Origin of the sequence: Nocardioides sp. NPDC057767, assembly GCF_042798275.1 — a bacterium.
Classification (GTDB): Bacteria; Actinomycetota; Actinomycetes; order Propionibacteriales; family Nocardioidaceae; genus Nocardioides.
Window position 1 is genome coordinate 1 of the sequence record NZ_JBHVKJ010000081.1, and the last position, 17,812, is coordinate 17,812.

General features: G+C 69.8%; 17 protein-coding genes. 9 read left to right on the forward strand and 8 right to left on the reverse strand.

Features of this window, described 5'->3' with window-relative positions:
- Positions 1–60: 60 nt before the first annotated feature.
- Positions 61–1,716: an acyl-CoA dehydrogenase family protein gene (locus ACFVDI_RS26545; RefSeq protein WP_378911867.1), complete on the reverse strand. Its 1,656-nt coding sequence runs from the start codon at positions 1,714–1,716 to the stop codon at positions 61–63.
- A 37-nt stretch (positions 1,717–1,753) separates the two neighbouring features.
- Between ACFVDI_RS26545 and ACFVDI_RS26550 the strand changes: the two genes are divergently transcribed.
- The 3 genes from ACFVDI_RS26550 (at position 1,754) to ACFVDI_RS26560 (ending at position 6,078) form a co-directional block, all read left to right on the forward strand.
- Positions 1,754–2,848 (forward strand): potassium channel family protein, encoded by a 1,095-nt coding sequence (locus tag ACFVDI_RS26550; RefSeq protein ID WP_378911869.1) that lies wholly within the window; start codon positions 1,754–1,756, stop codon positions 2,846–2,848.
- A gap of 220 nt (positions 2,849–3,068) precedes the next feature.
- Complete coding sequence (locus ACFVDI_RS26555; protein WP_378911870.1) at positions 3,069–3,353, forward strand: DUF3263 domain-containing protein; 285 nt, start codon at positions 3,069–3,071, stop codon at positions 3,351–3,353.
- Positions 3,354–3,741: 388 nt separating this feature from the next.
- The gene (locus ACFVDI_RS26560; protein ID WP_378911871.1) at positions 3,742–6,078 is read left to right on the forward strand and encodes a M4 family metallopeptidase; all 2,337 of its coding nucleotides are present in this window, start codon (positions 3,742–3,744) and stop codon (positions 6,076–6,078) included.
- A 61-nt stretch (positions 6,079–6,139) separates the two neighbouring features.
- Here ACFVDI_RS26560 and map read toward each other — a convergent pair whose 3' ends face one another.
- Genes map through ACFVDI_RS26575 form a run of 3 tightly spaced genes read right to left on the reverse strand, consistent with a single transcriptional unit; the run spans position 6,140 to position 8,629 of the window.
- Entirely contained in the window at positions 6,140–6,913 is a 774-nt protein-coding gene (map, locus tag ACFVDI_RS26565; protein ID WP_378911884.1) for a type I methionyl aminopeptidase, read from the reverse strand.
- 37 nt (positions 6,914–6,950) lie between these two features.
- Positions 6,951–8,186: an RNA polymerase sigma factor gene (locus ACFVDI_RS26570; protein ID WP_378911873.1), complete on the reverse strand. Its 1,236-nt coding sequence runs from the start codon at positions 8,184–8,186 to the stop codon at positions 6,951–6,953.
- The gene (locus ACFVDI_RS26575; protein WP_378911874.1) at positions 8,186–8,629 is read right to left on the reverse strand and encodes a YciI family protein; all 444 of its coding nucleotides are present in this window, start codon (positions 8,627–8,629) and stop codon (positions 8,186–8,188) included. Before ACFVDI_RS26575 ends, ACFVDI_RS26570 begins: the two co-directional genes overlap by 1 nt.
- Before the next feature lie 114 nt (positions 8,630–8,743).
- Here ACFVDI_RS26575 and ACFVDI_RS26580 point away from each other — a divergent pair, with 114 nt between their 5' ends.
- Complete coding sequence (locus tag ACFVDI_RS26580; protein WP_378911875.1) at positions 8,744–9,514, forward strand: GNAT family N-acetyltransferase; 771 nt, start codon at positions 8,744–8,746, stop codon at positions 9,512–9,514.
- A 25-nt stretch (positions 9,515–9,539) separates the two neighbouring features.
- Here ACFVDI_RS26580 and ACFVDI_RS26585 read toward each other — a convergent pair whose 3' ends face one another.
- On the reverse strand, positions 9,540–10,484 hold the full coding sequence (locus tag ACFVDI_RS26585) for a D-2-hydroxyacid dehydrogenase family protein (protein WP_378911876.1): 945 nt from the start codon (positions 10,482–10,484) through the stop codon (positions 9,540–9,542).
- Between the two features lie 98 nt (positions 10,485–10,582).
- Between ACFVDI_RS26585 and ACFVDI_RS26590 the strand changes: the two genes are divergently transcribed.
- Complete coding sequence (locus ACFVDI_RS26590) at positions 10,583–11,212, forward strand: ClpP family protease (protein ID WP_378911877.1); 630 nt, start codon at positions 10,583–10,585, stop codon at positions 11,210–11,212.
- Positions 11,209–11,814: a ClpP family protease gene (locus ACFVDI_RS26595; RefSeq protein ID WP_378911878.1), complete on the forward strand. Its 606-nt coding sequence runs from the start codon at positions 11,209–11,211 to the stop codon at positions 11,812–11,814. Before ACFVDI_RS26590 ends, ACFVDI_RS26595 begins: the two co-directional genes overlap by 4 nt.
- A gap of 3 nt (positions 11,815–11,817) precedes the next feature.
- On the opposite strand, the gene ACFVDI_RS26600 is transcribed toward ACFVDI_RS26595, so the two are convergent.
- Both ACFVDI_RS26600 and ACFVDI_RS26605 read right to left on the reverse strand, forming a co-directional pair.
- Entirely contained in the window at positions 11,818–12,138 is a 321-nt protein-coding gene (locus ACFVDI_RS26600; RefSeq protein ID WP_328530051.1) for a helix-turn-helix transcriptional regulator, read from the reverse strand.
- 328 nt (positions 12,139–12,466) lie between these two features.
- Positions 12,467–12,847 (reverse strand): hypothetical protein, encoded by a 381-nt coding sequence (locus tag ACFVDI_RS26605; protein WP_378911879.1) that lies wholly within the window; start codon positions 12,845–12,847, stop codon positions 12,467–12,469.
- 123 nt (positions 12,848–12,970) lie between these two features.
- Here ACFVDI_RS26605 and ACFVDI_RS26610 point away from each other — a divergent pair, with 123 nt between their 5' ends.
- A complete protein-coding gene (locus ACFVDI_RS26610) occupies positions 12,971–13,447 on the forward strand; it encodes a hypothetical protein (protein WP_378911880.1) in 477 nt (158 codons plus the stop codon).
- 20 nt (positions 13,448–13,467) lie between these two features.
- Here ACFVDI_RS26610 and ACFVDI_RS26615 read toward each other — a convergent pair whose 3' ends face one another.
- Positions 13,468–14,151 carry an MBL fold metallo-hydrolase gene (locus ACFVDI_RS26615; RefSeq protein WP_378911881.1) on the reverse strand — a complete coding sequence of 228 codons (684 nt, stop codon included), beginning with the start codon at positions 14,149–14,151 and terminating at the stop codon, positions 13,468–13,470.
- A gap of 149 nt (positions 14,152–14,300) precedes the next feature.
- Here ACFVDI_RS26615 and uvrA point away from each other — a divergent pair, with 149 nt between their 5' ends.
- Both uvrA and ACFVDI_RS26625 read left to right on the forward strand, forming a co-directional pair.
- Complete coding sequence (uvrA, locus tag ACFVDI_RS26620; protein WP_378911882.1) at positions 14,301–17,255, forward strand: excinuclease ABC subunit UvrA; 2,955 nt, start codon at positions 14,301–14,303, stop codon at positions 17,253–17,255.
- Positions 17,256–17,330: 75 nt separating this feature from the next.
- On the forward strand, positions 17,331–17,756 hold the full coding sequence (locus ACFVDI_RS26625) for a Rieske (2Fe-2S) protein (protein WP_378911883.1): 426 nt from the start codon (positions 17,331–17,333) through the stop codon (positions 17,754–17,756).
- Positions 17,757–17,812 lie beyond the last annotated feature (56 nt).

A 17,812-nucleotide genomic window follows, 5' to 3' on the forward strand; every position in this document is an offset into this window, starting at 1 on the left:
GGCCCATTACTCGCCAGTAAATGGGCAGTTCGCTACCGGACTACCCCGACGACGCGAACCTCACAGCGTCGGTGTCGCCCGCTGCACGACGGCCTTCTGGTCGCCGCCGGCGAGCATGCCGTACGTCCCGCCGTGCCCGGACAGCCGGCTGGCGCAGAAGATGTCGGCCACCTCCTCGGGCCCGTGGCGGACCAGGAGACTTCCCTGGAGCAGCGTGGCCATGCTGCCGGCCAGGCGCCTGGCGGAGCGCTCCAGCTCGTCGGGGCTGCCCATCGACTCGCCGAGCAGGGCGAGGGTGGAGTCGACGGCCCGGTCGTAGCGCCGGTCGGCGCCCTTGGCACTGCCCACCTCGGTGATCCAGGCGTCGAGGACCGAGGGCTCGCGCTGGATCGCGCGCAGGACGTCGAGGGCGTTGACGTTGCCGGAGCCCTCCCAGACCGAGTTGAGCGGCGATTCGCGGAAGAGCAGCGGCATCACCGACTCCTCGACGTAGCCGTTGCCGCCCAGACACTCCAGCGCCTCCGCGACGTGGGCGGGGGTGCGCTTGCAGACCCAGAACTTCGCCAGCGGCAGGCCGATGCGGCGCAGGGCCTGCTCGTGCAGGTCGTCAGGTCGGTCGACCGCCGCGGCCAGGCGCATCGCCAGCGCGGTGGCCGCCTCGGACTCCACGGCCAGGTCGGCGACCACGTTCTGCATCAGTGGCTTGTCCGCCAGGGCGCCGCCGAAGGCGGAGCGGTGGGCGACGTGCCAGCTCGCCTCGGCCACGGCACGGCGCATCAGCGAGGCCGAGCCCAGCACGCAGTCGAGACGGGTCGCAGCGACCATCTCGATGATGGTGCGTACGCCGCGCCCCTCTGCGCCGAGCCGGTAGGCCGTCGTGCCGCGGAACTCGAGCTCCGAGCTCGCGTTGGAGCGGTTGCCGAGCTTGTCCTTGAGGCGCACCACGTCCAGGTGGTTGCGCTCGCCGCCGGGCAGGACCCGGGGGAGCAGGAAGCAGGTCAGTCCTCCGGGCGCCTGGGCCAGCACCAGGAATACGTCGTTCATCGGGGCCGAGGTGAACCACTTGTGCCCGTGCAGCTCGTAGAGGTCGCCGCCGAGCGGACGGGCCTCGGTGATGTTCTGGCGTACGTCCGAGCCACCCTGCTTCTCGGTCATCCCCATGCCCGCCAGGGCGCCGAGCTTCTCGGCCGGGTCGCGCAGGCCGAAGTCGTAGATCGTGGAGGCGAGCCTCGGCACCCACTCCGCGGCGAGGGATTCGCTGGCGCGCAGCGCAGGGACGGCTGCGTACGTCATGGAGATGGGGCACAGGTGGCCGGGCTCGGTCTGGGACCATGCCAGGAACCCCGCGGCGCGGCGTATGTGGGCGTGCCCCGCCCCATGGCCGGCACCCGCCGGCGCCCACGGCGCCGCGGCCAGGCCGTGGCCGACGGCCCGCTCCATCAGCCAGTGCCAGGAGGGATGGAAGGAGACCTCGTCGACGCGGTTGCCGTAGCGGTCGTAGGGGACCAGCTCGGGGTGGAAGCGGTTGGCGAGGCGGCCGTGCTCCTGCGCCTCGGCGCTGCCGGCCTCTGCGCCCAGCGGGACCAGCGAGTCGAGGGTGTCCTCGTCGGCATGGCGCACGACCGCCGCGGAGAGGGCGGCGTCGCCGGTGACGACGTTGTGACCCGCGAGCGGCGGAGCCTGGTTGGTGACACGACGGATGTCGGAGGCACTCATACGAGAGACGATAGAGGCTTGCCGATAGGGTCGGGACGTGTCCGAGACAAGCGCATACGCCCCCAAGTGGGCCGGGGTCGAGCAGGTCGCTCTTCCGGAGACGGTGCGGTCGCCGTGGTGGCAGCTCGGACGTCGGCTGCTGGCCGCGACGGCGATCCTGGTCGGCACGGTCCTGCTGGTCTACTTCGACCGCGACGCCTATGCCGACAACAACGATCCCACGGGCCAGATCAGCCTGATGGACGCGATCTACTACACGACGGTCACGCTGAGCACGACCGGCTACGGCGACATCGCGCCGGTAGCCGACCACGCGCGGATGATCAACGCGTTCATCATCACGCCGGCTCGCATCGCGTTCCTGGTGCTGCTGATCGGCACCACCCTCGAGGTCCTCACCAAGCAGGGCCGTGACCTCATCCGAGTCGCTCGCTGGAGGAAGAAGATGTCTCAGCACATCGTCGTCGTGGGCTACGGCACCAAGGGCCGCAGCGCCGTCGAGACACTGCTCAGCAACGGTGCCGACCCCGAGGAGTTCGTCGTCGTCGACCCCGACCCGGTGGCACGCTCCGACGCCCACTCCGACGGGATCGCGGTGGTCACCGGCGACGCGACCCGGCGCGAGGTGCTGATGCGGGCCGGGGTCAAGGACGCCGAGCAGGTCATCATCACCACCAACCGCGACGACTCCAACGTGCTCACGATCCTGACCGTGCGACAGGTCAATCCCGACGCCTGGATCGTCGCCGCCGCGCGCGAGCGCGAGAACGCGCCCCTGATGAAGCAGTCCGGCGCCGACTCGGTGATCACCTCCGCCGACGCGGTCGGACGGCTGATGGGTCTGTCCACGATCTCTCCGACCCTCGGCTCGGTCATGGAGGACATGCTCAACGCCGGCACCGGGTTGGAGGTCGCCGAGCGCGACCTGCTGGTCAACGAGGTCGGCAAGCAGCCGCAGCAGCTCGCCGACCAGGTGATCGCGGTCGTACGCGACGAGAAGGTCTTCCGCTACTTCGACCCGGTCGTCGGCACGCTGTCGCGAGGGGACCGGCTGATCGTGGTGCGGGCCGCGAAGGAGCTGCCCTGGGCGCCGCGGCCGGGCACGCACGGCGAGGACACCGCCGACGCGTAGTCGCCGCCGGCCCCGGCAACACCCGCCAAAACAGAAGTCAGCCGCTGGCGTCTCGGGTCACCAGCGGCTGACATGGAAAACATTAGCCGACGATCCGGCGTGCTTCAAAGAGTCGATCTGCAGTTTTGTGAAGATGGCCCGGACGGGCTATGCCGGATAGTCCGAGGCGGCGGTGCGTGGCGGTTTCGGCGGCGACCGGCGCGCCTGGGATGATGGACGCATGACCGAGGCGCCCCACAGCCCCGGGCCTGCCGATGAGCAGCCGGGCCTGTCCGAGAACGAGAAGCGACTGCTCGACTTCGAGCGCTCCTGGTGGTCGGCCGGCACCGGCCGCGACGAGGCCGTCCGGGAGCAGCTGGGGATGAGCGCTGCTGACTACCACCGTGCCGTCAACGACCTGATCGACAAGCCCGAGGCGCTCACCTACGACGGCGTGCTGGTGCGCCGCCTGCGCCGCCAGCGCGACGCGCGGCGTACGCAACGCTCGAAGGCCCCGCGGCAGTAGCCCTGCCGGACCACTTTCCATGATCTGTCGGAACCATTTGCACGGTTTTGCATTGCAGGTGCTTGCATATTCGCGGATCTGTCGGCTAACGTTCTCCTTGTCAGCCGCTGGTGACCCGAGACGCCAGCGGCTGACTTCTATTTCGGCCCACTTCTGACGGCCGACTTCTCGCCGCGCCGTGGGAGGCGGACGCCTCCGGCTCCCCGGGCGAGAACTGACGCATCCGGCATGTACCCATGGGTATTCATATGTCGTCGTAAATGCGACTCGATGCACTGCACGGTTATGAAGCATTAACCTGATTGACCGGCTCAGCGCGCGATCGCCACTGTCCATGAGTCAGCATCGGCTGCTCCGCCTCGGCGGAGCCGGCTCAAGGAGAGTCTGCGTGAACAACAGACGCGTCGCGCAGGGCCTGACCATGGCCCTCATCTCGGCAGTGGCCGCCATCAGCATGCCCACAGGCGTGCAGGCGGCCAGTGACCCCAAGCCCGCCAAGGGCACCGTCGCATCCCAGGAGACCGACGACGGCCGCGCGGTCGTCAGCGGAAAGCAGGCCAAGAGCAGGGCGGAGAGGTCGGCCGCGGCGTTCGTCGCCGCCGATCCGGCGGTACTGAAGCTCAGCGCCGGCGACGAGGCGGTCAGGCTGAAGACGTACCAGTCCTCCGGACTGCAGTACGTCTCCTACGACCGCACCCACCAAGGCCTGCGCGTCGTCGGCGGTGACTTCGTCGTCGCCGCCGACGCCGAGGGCAACCTGCTCGCGACCTCGGTCGCCCAGGACAAGCCGGTCAAGGTGTCGACCACGACGCCCGCGATCACCGAGAAGAAGGCACGCACGGTCGCCAAGGGCCAGGTGACCAAGCCGGCGGTCGAGTCCACCGAGCTGGTCATCGTCCAGGGCGAGGCCGGGTCGGACCTGGCGTACGAGACGATCGTGACCGGCACCCGCGCGGGAGAGCCCTCGCGTCTGTCCGTCTTCGTCGACGCCGCCACCGGCAAGGTGCTCTCCACCAAGGAGCACGTCGTCGAGGGCACCGGCAGCTCGGGCTACTCCGGGACGGTCTCGATCCAGACTCAGCTCTCCGGCTCCACCTACTCGCTCACCGACCCGTCGGCCACCACCCTGAAGTGCCAGAACTCCTCCGGCAACGTGACCTACACGGGCACCGACGACTCCTGGGGCAACGGTGACCCGACCAACCGGGAGACCGGCTGCGTCGACGCGTTCTACGCCGCGCAGCAGGAGAAGGGGATGCTGACCTCGTGGCTGGGGCGCTCGGGCATGGACGGCTCGGGCGGCTGGCTCCCGGTCCGCGTCGGCCTCAACGACGTGAACGCCTACTACGACGGCACCCAGGTGCAGATCGGCCACTCGCAGTCCGGTTCGCGGTGGATCGGTTCGCTCGACGTCGTCGCGCACGAGTTCGGCCACGGCATCGACGACCACACCCCGGGCGGGATCTCGGGTGGCAACACCCAGGAGTTCGTCGCGGACACCTTCGGTGCGGCGACCGAGTGGTACGACAACCAGACCGCCGACGACACCCCCGACTACCTCGTCGGTGAGGAGATCGACCTGGTGGGCAACGGTCCGATCCGCAACATGTACAACCCCTCGCTGGCCGGCGACGACAACTGCTACTCGTCCTCGACGCCCAACGACGAGGTCCACGCCGCGGCCGGACCGGGCAACCACTGGTTCTACCTGCTCGCCGAGGGGTCCAACCCGACCAACGGCCAGCCGAGCTCGCCGACCTGCAACTCCTCGACCGTCACGGGCGTGGGGATCCAGAAGGCGATGAAGATCATGTACAACGCGATGCTGCTGAAGACCTCCTCGTCGTCGTACCTGAAGTACCGCACCTGGACGCTCACCGCGGCCAAGAACCTGTACGGCACCGCGACCTGCACCGAGTTCAACGCGGTCAAGGCGGCCTGGAACGCCGTCTCGGTCCCAGCCCAGACCGCTGATCCGACCTGCACCCCGGGTGGCGGCACCGGCTCGGTCACGGTGGCCTCGCCGGGCTCGAAGACGGGCACGGTCGGCACCGCGATCTCGTCCTTCACGGTGTCGGCCTCCGGCGGCACCTCGCCCTACACCTTCACGGCCACCGGCCTGCCCGCCGGCGTCTCGATCTCCTCGGCGGGCACCGTCTCGGGCACCCCGACCACGGCCGGCACCTACACGCCGACGGTCACCGCGACGGACTCCGCCGGTGCGACCGGCTCGACGCAGTTCACCTTCACGATCTCCGGCACCGGTGGCGGCACCTGCTCGGGCCAGAAGCTGACCAACCCGGGCTTCGAGTCCGGCGCGACCGGCTGGACCGCCTCCTCGGGCGTGATCGACAGCTCGACCAGCGCGCCGGCGCACTCCGGTTCGTACAAGGCCTGGATGAACGGCTACGGCAGCACCCACACCGACACGCTGTCGCAGTCGGTCACCATCCCGTCCGGGTGTGCGGCCACGCTGACGTTCTGGCTCTACGTCGACTCCGACGAGACCACCACGACCTCGGCGTACGACAAGCTGACGGTCAAGGCCGGGTCCACCACCCTGGCGACCTACTCCAACCTGAACAAGGGTTCGGGCTACGTCCAGAAGTCGCTGAGCCTCAACGGCCAGGCGGGTTCGACGGTCACCCTCACCTTCACCGGTACGGAGGACTCCTCCCTCGGGACGAGCTTCCTGATCGACGACACGGCAGTGACCCTGTCGTAGGCGAGAAAGCGCGACGCCCCGCTCCCGATCGGGAGCGGGGCGTGGTCGCGTTCGCCGTGGATCAGTCGCGCTCGCGCGCGGTGAGGATCAACGGCCCGTCCTCGGTGATCGCGACGGTGTGCTCCATGTGGGCGCCGCGGGAGCCGTCGGCGCTGCGCAGGGTCCAGCCGTCGGGGTCGGTGAAGATCTCGTCGGTGGTGTGCAGGAACCATGGCTCGATCGCGATGACGAGGCCGGGCTGCAGCTTGAAGCCGCGGCCGGGACGGCCGTCGTTGGCGATGTGCGGGTCGCCGTGCATGGTGCGGCCGACGCCATGGCCGCCGAACTGGGTGTTGATCTTGAGACCCTTGGCGCGGGCGACGCCGGCGATCGCGTGGGAGATGTCGCCGACCTTGTTGCCGACCCGGGCGGCGTCGATGCCCGCGGCGAGCGCCTGGGTGGTGGTCTCGATCAGGTCGAGGTCCTCCTGGCGGGGCGTGCCGACGACGACGGAGAGGGCCGAGTCGGAGACCCAGCCGTCGACGCTGGCGGCGAAGTCGACGCTGAGCAGGTCGCCGTCCTGGAGCTTGTAGTCGAAGGGCAGACCGTGCAGCACGCCGTCATTGACCGAGGTGCAGAGCACCTTGCCGAACGGCATCGCGCCGAAGCTCGGGTGGTAGTCGATGTAGCACGACTCCGCGCCGCGGTCCTTGATCATCTTGTGCGCCAGCTCGTCGAGCTCGAGCAGGTTCACACCCACGGCGGCGTGCTCGCGGAGTGCGGTCAGGACATCGGCCACGAATCGGCCGGCGGGCTTCATCTGCTCGATCTGGGTCGGCGTGCGCAGTTCGATCACAGGCACAGACTATCCTGAGAACGGTTCTCAGTAGAACTCAGCAGCGTGCATCGCGCAGCGCGGCCGCCCTCGAGGTCAGGAAACGCCGTTCGGCGAGGTTGGTGGCCCGCGCCGAGGCCAGGTCGTACGCCGCCGCGGCACCCTCCAGGTCGCCGGCGAGCTCGAGCAGATGAGCGCGCACGGCGGGCACCCGGGGGTGGTCCGCGAAGCCGTCGGGTGAGCCGCGCAGGAGGTCGTCGAGCAGTGCCAGTGCGGGGCCCGGGCCGTCGGCGTACCCGACCGCGACGGCCTTGTTGAGCGTCACGATCGGGCCGGGGGCGACTTTCTCGAGCAACCCGTAGAGCGCGGTGATCTGCAGCCAGTCGGTCTCCTCCGCGGAGGGCGCCCGATTGTGGAGCGCGGCGATGGCGGCCTGGATCTGGTAGCTCCCCGGCCGGCCGGTGCCGATGGCGGCGTCGATCAGGGCGACGCCCTCGCGGGTGGCCTCGGGACGCCACAGGCTCCGGTCCTGGTCGGCCAGCGGGACGACGGCGCCGTGGGCATCGACGCGGGCCGGCCGGCGCGCGTCGAGCAGCAGCATCAACGCGAGCAGCCCGCCGAGTTCGCCGTGGCCGGTCCCGGTCATGCGGGTGAGCGCGGTGCGGGCGAGCCGGGTCAGCCGGATCGCCTCGGCGCACAGGTCGACCCGCTGCAGGCGGTCACCCTCGGTCGCGACGTACCCCTCGTTGAAGAGCAGGTAGAGCACCTTCAGCATCGCCGGGATCCGCGCGGCGAGGTCGGCGGTGCCGTCGATCCCGAGCGAACGGCCCTTGATCGTTGCCTTCGCCCGGGAGATCCGCTGCGCCATCGTCTTCTCCGGGACGAGGTAGGCGTGCGCGATCTCCCGGGTGGTGAGCCCGCCGACCGCCCGCAGGGTCAGCGCCACGGCCGAGGCCGGGGTGAGGCTGGGATGACAGCAGAGCAGGAGTACGTCCAGGGAGTCGTCGATCGCCGATGTCTCCTGACCCTCGGGCTCGGCGAGGTGGTCGGCCTGCTCGCGGTCGCGGCGGCGCGCCTCGCTGCGCTTGGCGTCGACGAGGCGGTGCATCGCCGTCGTGACCAGCCAGCCGCGGGGCTGCACGGGTACGCCTCGTTCCGGCCAGGTGCGTACGGCCTCGACCAGCGCCTCCTGGACGGCGTCCTCGGCCGCGTAGAAGTCGCCGCAGCGCCGGGTGACGACGGCGACGACCTGCGGCGTGAGGTCACGCAGCAGGTCGTCCGGCATCGCCGGCATCACTCGATGCTCGCCTCGCCGAAGGCGATGGTGTCGTCGACCGAGGAGCCGTCGGTGCCGTGGTACATCCGGCGCACCTGGATCGGCTGCTCGATCGCCCGCCCGCCCGGCCCGGGGGCCGCGGAGTAGAGCCCGGCGATCTCCAGAGCGCGTTCCTCGGTCTCGGAGTCGACGATCATGTAGCCGGCGACCCACTCCTTGAACTCCTGGAACGGCCCGTCGGTGACGGTCCTGTCGGCGCCGTCGGAGGTCACCACGAACGCCTGGTCCGGCGGCGTCAGGGCCTCGACGTGCACCAGCTCGCCGGACTCGGTCAGGGCCTTGTTGAGGGCCTCGTAATAGCTCATGTGGCCCTGCACCTCCTCGGGCTTCCAGCCGGCCATCCCGCCGGGAGTCTCGTCGTTGCCGGCTTGGTAGTCGAGGATCATCAGGTAGCGAGGCATGTCCTCACCCTTCCACTTCGAGCGCTCCTTGTAAGCGCCATTCACGAGGGGAACGGAGCCGGCGGCCGGATAACTACATGCTTCGGCGAATCTTTTCGGCGTAGGTTTCTCGCCGTGCTGAAGGCCTATGACGTGCAGTTGCGAACCGACGCCGAGACTCCCGGGGCGGTGTCGGTGACCCGGCACGGGCCGCTGCGGCTGATCACCTTCGACGGGGGCCGTGGATTCATCTCCTACCAGGACCTCGGCGGGGCCGACGAGGCGGGGATCGAGGCGCTGGTCACGGCGGCGGTGGGCCACTTCGAGGCCGACCCCACGATCGAGGAGGTCGAGTGGAAGACCCGCGGCCACGATGTCGCTCCGGGGCTGCACGAGATCCTGCTCCGGCACGGCTTCGAGCCGGAGGATCCCGAGTCGATCATGATCGGTGAGGCCAAGCTGCTCGCCGTTGACGTGCCACTGCCGGACGGGGTCGTGCTGCGCTCGATCACGAGCGCAGGGGACGTACGCGCCGCCGGCATCATGCAGGACGGGGTCTTCGGCTCGCCGTTCTCGGAGGCGCGGGTCGAGGACCTGGTACGCCGGCTCGCGGCGGGGGAGTGCGAGATGTGGGTCGCCGAGGCGGACGGTGAGATCGTCAGCGCCGGCCGGATCGACCCGGTCCCGAACTCGGACTTCGCCGGAATCTGGGGCGGCGCAACGCTGGAGGAGTGGCGCGGCCGTGGCATCTACCGCGCCCTGACCGCTGCCCGCGCCCGCACCGCCATCGCGCGGGGCAAGCGTTACATCCACAGCGACTCGACCGAGTTCTCCCGGCCGATCCTGGAGCGCTCGGGCCTGGTCAAGGTCGGCACCACCACGCCGTACGTCCGCCGGTTCGACTGATCGGGCTGGTCCGGCACGAGCTGGATCAGTCGTCCTTCGGGGCCAGCAGGCGGATCGGGTCGCCGGCCAGCCAGGCGGCGATGTCCTCGACGGCTCCTCCGTAGAAGCGGCGGAAGTTGTCCTCGGTGACGTAGCCGAGGTGCGGGGTGGCGACCACGTTCGGCAGGTGCCGCAGCACGTCGTCGGCGGGAAGCGGCTCGATGTCGTAGACGTCCAGGCCGGCGCCGGCGATCGTGCCGGAGCCGAGGTGGGCGATCAGTGCCTCGGTGTCGACCAGCCCTGCCCGGGAGGTGTTCACCAGGTGGGCGGTCGGCTTCATCGCCGCCAGGTCGGCGTGCCCGACGATGTGCCGGGTGGCCTCCGACAGCACGAGATGGATCGAGACGATGTCACTGGTCTCGAACAGGGTGGCCTTGTCGACCGCGCGCACGCCGACCGGTTCGGCGCGCTCGACGGTGAGGTGCGGACTCCAGGCGATCACGTCCATCCCGAACGCCTGCCCCACGGCCGCGACCCGGGAGCCGATCTTGCCGAGCCCGAGCAGCCCCAGGGTCCGGCCGTGGAGGTCGCTCCCGACGGTCCGCTGCCAGGTGTGGCCGGTCGCCTCGGTGACGATGTGGCGGGTCAGTGCGTGGATGAGCGCCCAGGTGAGCTCGACCGGAGGATGCGGGCTGGACGGGGTGCCGGACACGGTGATGCCCAACCGGGCCGCCGCGGCCAGGTCGATCGAGGCGTTGCGCATCCCGGTCGTGACCAGCAGCTTCAGGGCCGGCAGCCGTTCGAGCAGAGCGGCCGGGAAGGACGTGCGCTCCCGCATCGCGACGACGATCTCGGCCTTCCGGAGCGCCCGGACGAGCGCGTCGGGTTCGAGGTGCTCGGTCAGCGAGGTGACCTCGAGGCCGTCGAGGGAGTCCCACGCGGCGTACGTCTTCGCCACGTCCTGGTAGTCGTCGAGAATCACGCAGCGCACGAGGGCAACCTATCGGTTCGGTGGAGTTCTGCTGTGGGCAGATCTGCCTGCGGCGGATTCGCTTTCGCACGACCCCGGGCTCGGTCAGAGTCGAGGACATGACCCAGACACCCATCACCGCAGGGCCGCTCGACGAGCAGCTGACGGCGCGGCTGCAGAACCAGCGGATCATCGTGCTCGGCCAGGAGGTGGACGACGCGATCGCCAACCGGATCTGCGCGCAGCTCCTGCTGCTCTCTGCCGAGGACCCGCACCGCGACATCTCCCTCTACATCAACTCGCCCGGCGGCTCGGTGACGGCCGGGATGGCGATCTACGACGTGATGCACCTGATCCCCAACGACGTCTCCACGCTCGGCATGGGGATGGCGGCGAGCATGGGTCAGTTCCTGCTCACCGCGGGCACTCCCGGCAAGCGCTACGTGCTCCCGCACACCGAGGTGCTGCTGCACAAGGGGTCGGCCGGGATCGGCGGGTCCGCGGCCGACATCGAGGTGCAGGCCGCGCGGCTGGCGCGGATGACCCAGCAGATGCTCCAGATCACCGCCGCCCACACCGGCCAGAGCGTCGAGCAGATCGACCAGGACTCGCTGCGCGACCGCTGGTTCACCGCCGAGGAGGCCCGCGACTACGGGTTCGTCGACGAGGTGCTCAACGACGTGCAGTCGGTGACGCCGGTCCAGCAGCGGTCGGCCGCCTTCGGTCTCGCTGCCGGGGGTGCCCGATGAGCTCCTACACGATCCCCTCGGTCGTCGAGAAGACCCCACGTGGCGAGCGGGCGCTCGATGTCTACAGCCGCCTGCTCTCCGACCGGATCGTCTACCTCGGTACGCCGATCGACGACGGTGTCGCCAACGTGGTGATCGCGCAGCTGATCCACCTGGAGTCGGACGCGCCGGACACCCAGATCGAGCTCTATCTCAACTCCCCGGGCGGCGACCCGACCGCGATGTTCGGCATCTACGACACGATGCAGTTCCTGCGGTCGCCGGTCGCGACCACGTGCGTGGGCCAGGCGGCCGGGTCGGCCGCGGTGCTGCTGGCCGCGGGGGATCCGGGGCGACGTACGGTCCTCCCGCACGCGCGGGTCGTGCTGCAGCAGCCGGGCCAGGACGGTCAGCGGGGCGATGTCACCGACCTGCAGGTCGCTGCGAAGGAGATCGGCCGCCTGCGTGCCGAGATGGACACGCTGCTGGCGCGCCACACCGGGCGGAGCGTCGAGGAGATCCACGCCGGCACCGAGCGCGATCTCGTCCTGGGCGCCGAGGAGGCGGTGGCGTACGGGCTCGCGGACGCCGTGCTGGAGAGCCGCAAGCTCGCCTCGGTCTGAGATTCAGGCGGCGAGAGCCATCGGGCCGGTCGGGCGGGCGCCCGCGCGCAGCGTGCGGGTGACCCGCTCGGTCAGGTCGACGAGACCAAGGCCGAGCGCGCCTCCGACGGCCTCGAGGACCTCGGAGCTGGGCTCCTTGCGGCCGCGCTCGATCTCGGAGAGGTATTGCGTCGAGACCCCGGCATCCCCGGCGACGTCGGCGAGCGTACGTTCCTGGCGGGATCGCTCCTCGCGGATCACCTGGCCGGCGGCCTCACGCCACAACGGCGCCGGCTTGTCGTCGTCCGGCAGCGGGTGGCCGGGGAACCTGATCACTTCGCCCATGGAAACACCCTAGCGCTGCGCGCGAAGCCCGAGAGGGCCGTTCGCGGCGGGCGAACACGCCCCTTACCAGGGGTTATATCGGTCGAACGATAGATGATGGGGACTTGCCAGCAAGCTCCGACACCCCGATAGTGGTCGCACAGTTTCGATCTTTGTGGGTCTACTGTGCACGACCAGAGAACTTGTCGAGTCGTTGGTATCACGGGGGAATCGTGTTGCATCGCAAGCAGATCGCCTTGGCTGGAATGGCAACGGGACTGGCCATGACGAGCATCGGGATCGGTGGCCTGATCGTCGGCAACGCCGGGGCCGAAGAGCCAGGACACAGCTACGCCACGGATGAGTCCGGGATCAGTCTGATCTCGCCGGTCTCCCCGGTGGCGCCGTTGGAGAAGAAGCCGGCCGCGCCCACCGAGAGCGAGCCGCAGAGCTCGGCTCCGGGCAGCGAGGCACCGGAGGTCGCCGAGACGTCGGTCCCGGCGAGCCCTCGGTCGGTCGAGGAGTCCACCGGGGAGTCGACGTCGCCGCTTCCGGCGCGCCCCACGCAGATTCCTTCGGAGCCGCGTCCTACCAGCCGTCCGAGCCCGACGGAGTCGCCGAGCGAATCGCCGAGCGAGTCGCCGAGCCAGACCCCCAGCGAGACGCCGAGCGACACCGTCTCGCCGTCGCCCAGCGAGCCGGCGACCGAGGAGCCGGACCCCTCGGACACGCCCACCGACTGACCTCGGCTCCCGACTGTTGGTCGGCGATGCCCCCGGGAGGGTAACGCCCGAGGCATCGCTGCCCTACGCTGTGCGCCACACCATGCGCGGGGCGGGTACAGGGAGTCGAGTTGCAGAGCAAGCAGGTCGCCGTGGCAGGCATCCTGACCGGCGCGGTCATGACCGGTCTCGGGGTGGTGGTCCTCCTCGCCGGGCTCGCGGAGGCCGAACGGCCAGATCGGGACCCGGTCACCGGCTACGAGGACGTCGGTAACACCTATCCCGACGTGGACCCGTTGCCACCGCTGCCCTCGGCGCAGCTGTCCCAGGGGCCGTCGATGGGCTCCTCCGCCGGTCCGGGCGAGGTGGGAGACGGCCACGGCGAGCCGGTCGGGCCGAGGAGGCCCGGGCCGACCGCGGCCGAGGACCCGCGCGTCCCGACGGCGCCGCGCGAGCCGGACGAGCCTGCCGAGACCGAAGGCTCGACGCCCACCTCCGGGCCCACGGGCACGGCGGAACCGGAGCCGACCACCGAGCCGACCGAGTCCGCCGACCCGACGTCGGAGCCGACGCCGACCGAGACGGCGACTCCGACCACGGAGCCGTAGCCGTCGGGTGGGGCCGGCGATCACCAGCCCCGTTCGCGCCACTCGGCGAGATGCGGGCGCTCGACGCCGAGCGTGGAGTCGTCGCCGTGGCCCGGGTAGAACCAGGTCTCGTCGGGGAGGGTGGCGAAGATGCGTTGCTCGACGTCGTCGAGCAGCTGGGTGAAACGTACGGGATCCTGCTGGGTGTTCCCGACCCCGCCGGGGAAGAGGCTGTCGCCGGTCCACAGGTGGGGCGTGCCCTCTGGGTCGCGGTAGAGCAGTGCGACCGATCCGGGGGTGTGCCCGCGCAGCGCGATCACCTCGAGGGTGCAGTCGCCGACGGTGACGGTGTCGCCGTGGGAGAGGGTGCGAGCGATGGGTACGCCGGTGGCCTCTGTGATCGCGGCCGCGTCCGGCTCGCCGGCGAGTGCGACCGCGCCGGTTGTGTCGACGACGTCCGCCAGGGCTCGGTGGTGGTCCCAGTGCTGATGGGTGGTGACGACGGTGGCCAGGTTCTCGCCGACGAGGGGGAGCAGGGTCTCGGGCTCGGCGGCGGCGTCGACGAGGAGCTGTTCGCCGGTGGATCGGCAGCGCAGCAGGTAGCAGTTGTTGGACATCTGTGCGTCGACGGCGACCTTGGTGAGGGTGAGTCCGCCGAGCTCGCGCACGTCGGCCGGGCCGCCTGGTTTCACGGCGCCTGTATAAGTGGTAGGGGCATCGCTCATGCGTCTATGCAAGCACGTCGGACACGGTCAGAAGTAAAATGTCGGTGCTCCGTGAGAGGGTGCCGTCAGGGAGTCTTCCCGGCGTCGTATGATGCGAACATCTGTTCGACGCGGTAGCGCGATGCGATAGCACTGGACGAGGAAAGAACGTGGCGGAGCAGCAGCTGATCATCCGGGGTGCCCGGGAGCACAACCTGAAGGACGTCTCCCTCGACCTGCCTCGGGACTCCATGATCGTGTTCACCGGGCTGTCCGGGAGCGGGAAGTCGAGCCTCGCGTTCGACACCATCTTCGCCGAGGGCCAGCGTCGCTACGTCGAGTCGCTTTCTGCGTACGCTCGCCAGTTCCTCGGGCAGATGGACAAGCCCGACGTCGACTTCATCGAGGGGCTCTCGCCGGCGGTGTCGATCGACCAGAAGTCCACCTCGAAGAACCCACGCTCGACGGTCGGCACCATCACCGAGGTCTACGACTACCTGCGTCTTCTCTACGCCCGGGCCGGACGTCCGCACTGCCCGACCTGTGGAGCCCCGATCGAGCGTCAGACGCCGCAGCAGATCGTCGACCACGTGCTCACCCTCGAGGAGGGACGCCGCTTCCAGGTGCTCAGCCCGGTGATCCGGGCGCGCAAGGGGGAGTACGTCGAGCTCTTCAGCCAGCTGCAGCAGCAGGGCTACTCCCGGGTGCGGGTCGACGGCGAGACCCATCAGCTCGACGCGCCGCCCAAGCTGGAGAAGCAGAAGAAGCACACCATCGAGGTGGTCATCGACCGGCTCGCGGTCAAGGAGTCCTCCAAGCGGCGGCTGACCGACTCGGTCGAGACCGCGCTGGAGCTGGCCGGTGGCCTGGTCGTCTTCGACTTCGTCGACACGGGCGAGCAGATGAAGTTCTCCGAGCGGATGTCGTGCCCCAACGACCATCTGCTCGACACCGACGAGCTCGAGCCGCGGTCGTTCTCGTTCAACTCGCCCTTCGGGGCGTGCCCGGCCTGCACCGGCCTCGGCACCCGGATGGAGGTCGACCCCGAGCTGGTCGTCCCCAACCCGGGCGCCACGCTGGCCGAGGGCGCGCTGCAGCCCTGGTCGCAGGCCCACGTCGCCGAATACTTCCTACGCCTCCTGGAGGCGCTCGGTGGTGAGCTCGGCTTCGACCTCGACACCCCGTGGGACGCGATCCCGGCGGCCGGCCAGAAGGCGATCCTCGACGGTCATGGGCGCAAGGTGCACGTGGTCTCGGTCAACCGCTACGGCCGCCGCCGGTCCTACGACGCCGAGTTCGAGGGCGTGCGCCGCTGGGTCGAGCGCCGCCACAAGGAGGCCGAGTCCGACACCACCCGGGAGCGCTTCGAGGGCTACATGCGCCAGGTGCCGTGCCCGACCTGCAAGGGCACCCGGCTCAAGCCCGTCTCCACCTCGGTGACGCTGGGGGAGCGGAGCGAGGGTGGCCTCAACATCGCCGAGCTCTGCGCGCTGCCGATCAACGAGGCCGCCGAGTGGCTCGACCAGGTCGAGCTCACCGGCCGGGAGCGGCAGATCGCCGAGCAGGTGCTCAAGGAGATCCAGGCGCGGTTGCGCTTCCTCCTCGACGTGGGCTTGGACTACCTGTCGCTGGAGCGTCCCTCGGGCTCGCTCTCCGGTGGCGAGGCCCAACGGATCCGGCTGGCCACCCAGATCGGCTCCGGCCTGGTCGGTGTCCTCTACGTGCTGGACGAGCCGTCCATCGGCCTGCACCAGCGCGACAACCACCGCCTGATCGAGACCCTCGAGCGGCTCAAGCGGCTCGGCAACACACTCATCGTCGTCGAGCACGACGAGGACACCATCAAGGTGGCCGACTGGGTGGTCGACATCGGTCCGGGTGCGGGTGAGCACGGCGGCCAGGTGATCCACTCCGGGACGGTCGAGGAGCTGCTCGCCAACGATCAGTCGGTGACCGGTCAGTATCTGGCCGGCCGCCGCGAGATCGCCGTCCCGGCCGTGCGCCGCCCGCGCACCGCCGGCCGCGAGCTGACCGTCCACGGCGCCCGCGAGAACAACCTCAAGGACATCGACGTCACCTTCCCGCTGGGCCTCTTCCTCGCGGTCACCGGCGTCTCCGGCTCGGGCAAGTCGACGCTCGTCAACGACATCCTCTACACCGCGCTGGCCAAGGAGTTCTACCGCGCCCGCACCGTCCCGGGCCGGCACACCAAGATCTCCGGCCTGGACAACGTCGACAAGGTGATCCACGTCGACCAGTCCCCGATCGGGCGTACGCCGCGGTCCAACCCGGCCACCTACACCGGCGTCTTCGACCACATCCGCAAGCTCTTCGCCTCCACCCCGGAGGCCAAGATGCGGGGCTACCTGCAGGGCCGGTTCTCGTTCAACGTCAAGGGCGGCCGCTGCGAGGCCTGCTCGGGGGACGGCACGATCAAGATCGAGATGAACTTCCTGCCCGACGTCTACGTGCCGTGCGAGGTCTGCCACGGTGCGCGCTACAACCGCGAGACGCTCGAGGTGCACTACAAGGGCAAGTCGATCGCCGAGGTGCTCGACATGCCGATCGAGGAGGCGGTCGAGTTCTTCGCCGCCGTGCCCGCGATCGCGCGCCACATGAAGACCCTGGTCGAGGTCGGCCTGGGCTACGTGCGGCTGGGCCAGCCCGCGACCACCCTGTCCGGCGGCGAGGCACAGCGCGTCAAGCTCTCCGCCGAGCTGCAGAAGCGCTCGACCGGCAAGACGCTCTACGTGCTCGACGAGCCGACCACCGGTCTCCACTTCGAGGACATCCGCAAGCTGATCGGGGTGCTCTCCTCGCTGGTCGACAAGGGCAACACCGTGCTGGTGATCGAGCACAACCTCGACGTCATCAAGACCGCTGACTGGATCATCGACATGGGCCCCGAGGGCGGCAACCGAGGTGGCACCGTGATCGCCGAGGGCACCCCCGAGACCGTCGCGGCGACACCTGGCAGCCACACCGGTGGCTTCCTGGCCCCGCTGCTCGACGGCAAGGCTGCCGAGCAGCCGCCGGCCAAGCCGGTGAAGGCGAAGGCGGCTCCGGCCAAGAAGACGGCCGCGAAGAAGAAGCCGGCCGCGCGGAAGAAGGTCAGCGCCTCCTGACCTGAGTCCGAGATTTGCCTGAAGGTTTGCGCTCGGCGAGCGACGTCGCTCTGCGGGGTGCCTATTCTGGGCGGCATGAGTGAATCTCGAATCACCCGGCGCAAGGTCGTCGGTGGGGCCGCGGTCACGGTCATGGGTGTCCCGCTCCTCGCAGCGTGCGGCGGCAGCGACTCCAGCGGCTCCGGGAGCGACGGCGGGTCCGGGTCCACGGAGGATGGCCCGCTCGTCGCGACGAGCGAGGTGCCCGTCGGTGGAGGAGTGATCGTGGCCGACCGGAATCTGGTGGCCACCCAGCCGACCGAAGGCACGTTCAAGGTCTTCTCCGCGATCTGCACTCACCGCAGCTGCCCGGTCACGAAGGTCGCCGGCGGTACCATCGACTGCCCCTGCCACGGCAGCCGGTTCTCGATCGAGGACGGCTCGGTGGCACAGGGCCCGGCGACGAGTCCGCTGGAGGAGGTCAGCTTCGAGGTGATCGACGGAGAGATCGTCCCGAGCTGAGCCTCCCGCGAGCCGAGACGTCGCTCCGGTCGGTCGAGACGTCACGTACGTGACGC

Coding starts and splice junctions, on each gene's coding strand:
- ACFVDI_RS26590 (WP_378911877.1), top strand. CDS start 10,583: ATGACCCAGACACCCATCACCGCAGGGCCGCTCGACGAGCAGCTGACG.
- ACFVDI_RS26615 (WP_378911881.1), bottom strand. CDS start 14,151: ATGAGCGATGCCCCTACCACTTATACAGGCGCCGTGAAACCAGGCGGC.
- ACFVDI_RS26575 (WP_378911874.1), bottom strand. CDS start 8,629: ATGCCTCGCTACCTGATGATCCTCGACTACCAAGCCGGCAACGACGAG.
- ACFVDI_RS26625 (WP_378911883.1), top strand. CDS start 17,331: ATGAGTGAATCTCGAATCACCCGGCGCAAGGTCGTCGGTGGGGCCGCG.
- ACFVDI_RS26545 (WP_378911867.1), bottom strand. CDS start 1,716: ATGAGTGCCTCCGACATCCGTCGTGTCACCAACCAGGCTCCGCCGCTC.
- ACFVDI_RS26600 (WP_328530051.1), bottom strand. CDS start 12,138: ATGGGCGAAGTGATCAGGTTCCCCGGCCACCCGCTGCCGGACGACGAC.
- ACFVDI_RS26555 (WP_378911870.1), top strand. CDS start 3,069: ATGACCGAGGCGCCCCACAGCCCCGGGCCTGCCGATGAGCAGCCGGGC.
- ACFVDI_RS26570 (WP_378911873.1), bottom strand. CDS start 8,186: ATGCCGGCGATGCCGGACGACCTGCTGCGTGACCTCACGCCGCAGGTC.
- ACFVDI_RS26595 (WP_378911878.1), top strand. CDS start 11,209: ATGAGCTCCTACACGATCCCCTCGGTCGTCGAGAAGACCCCACGTGGC.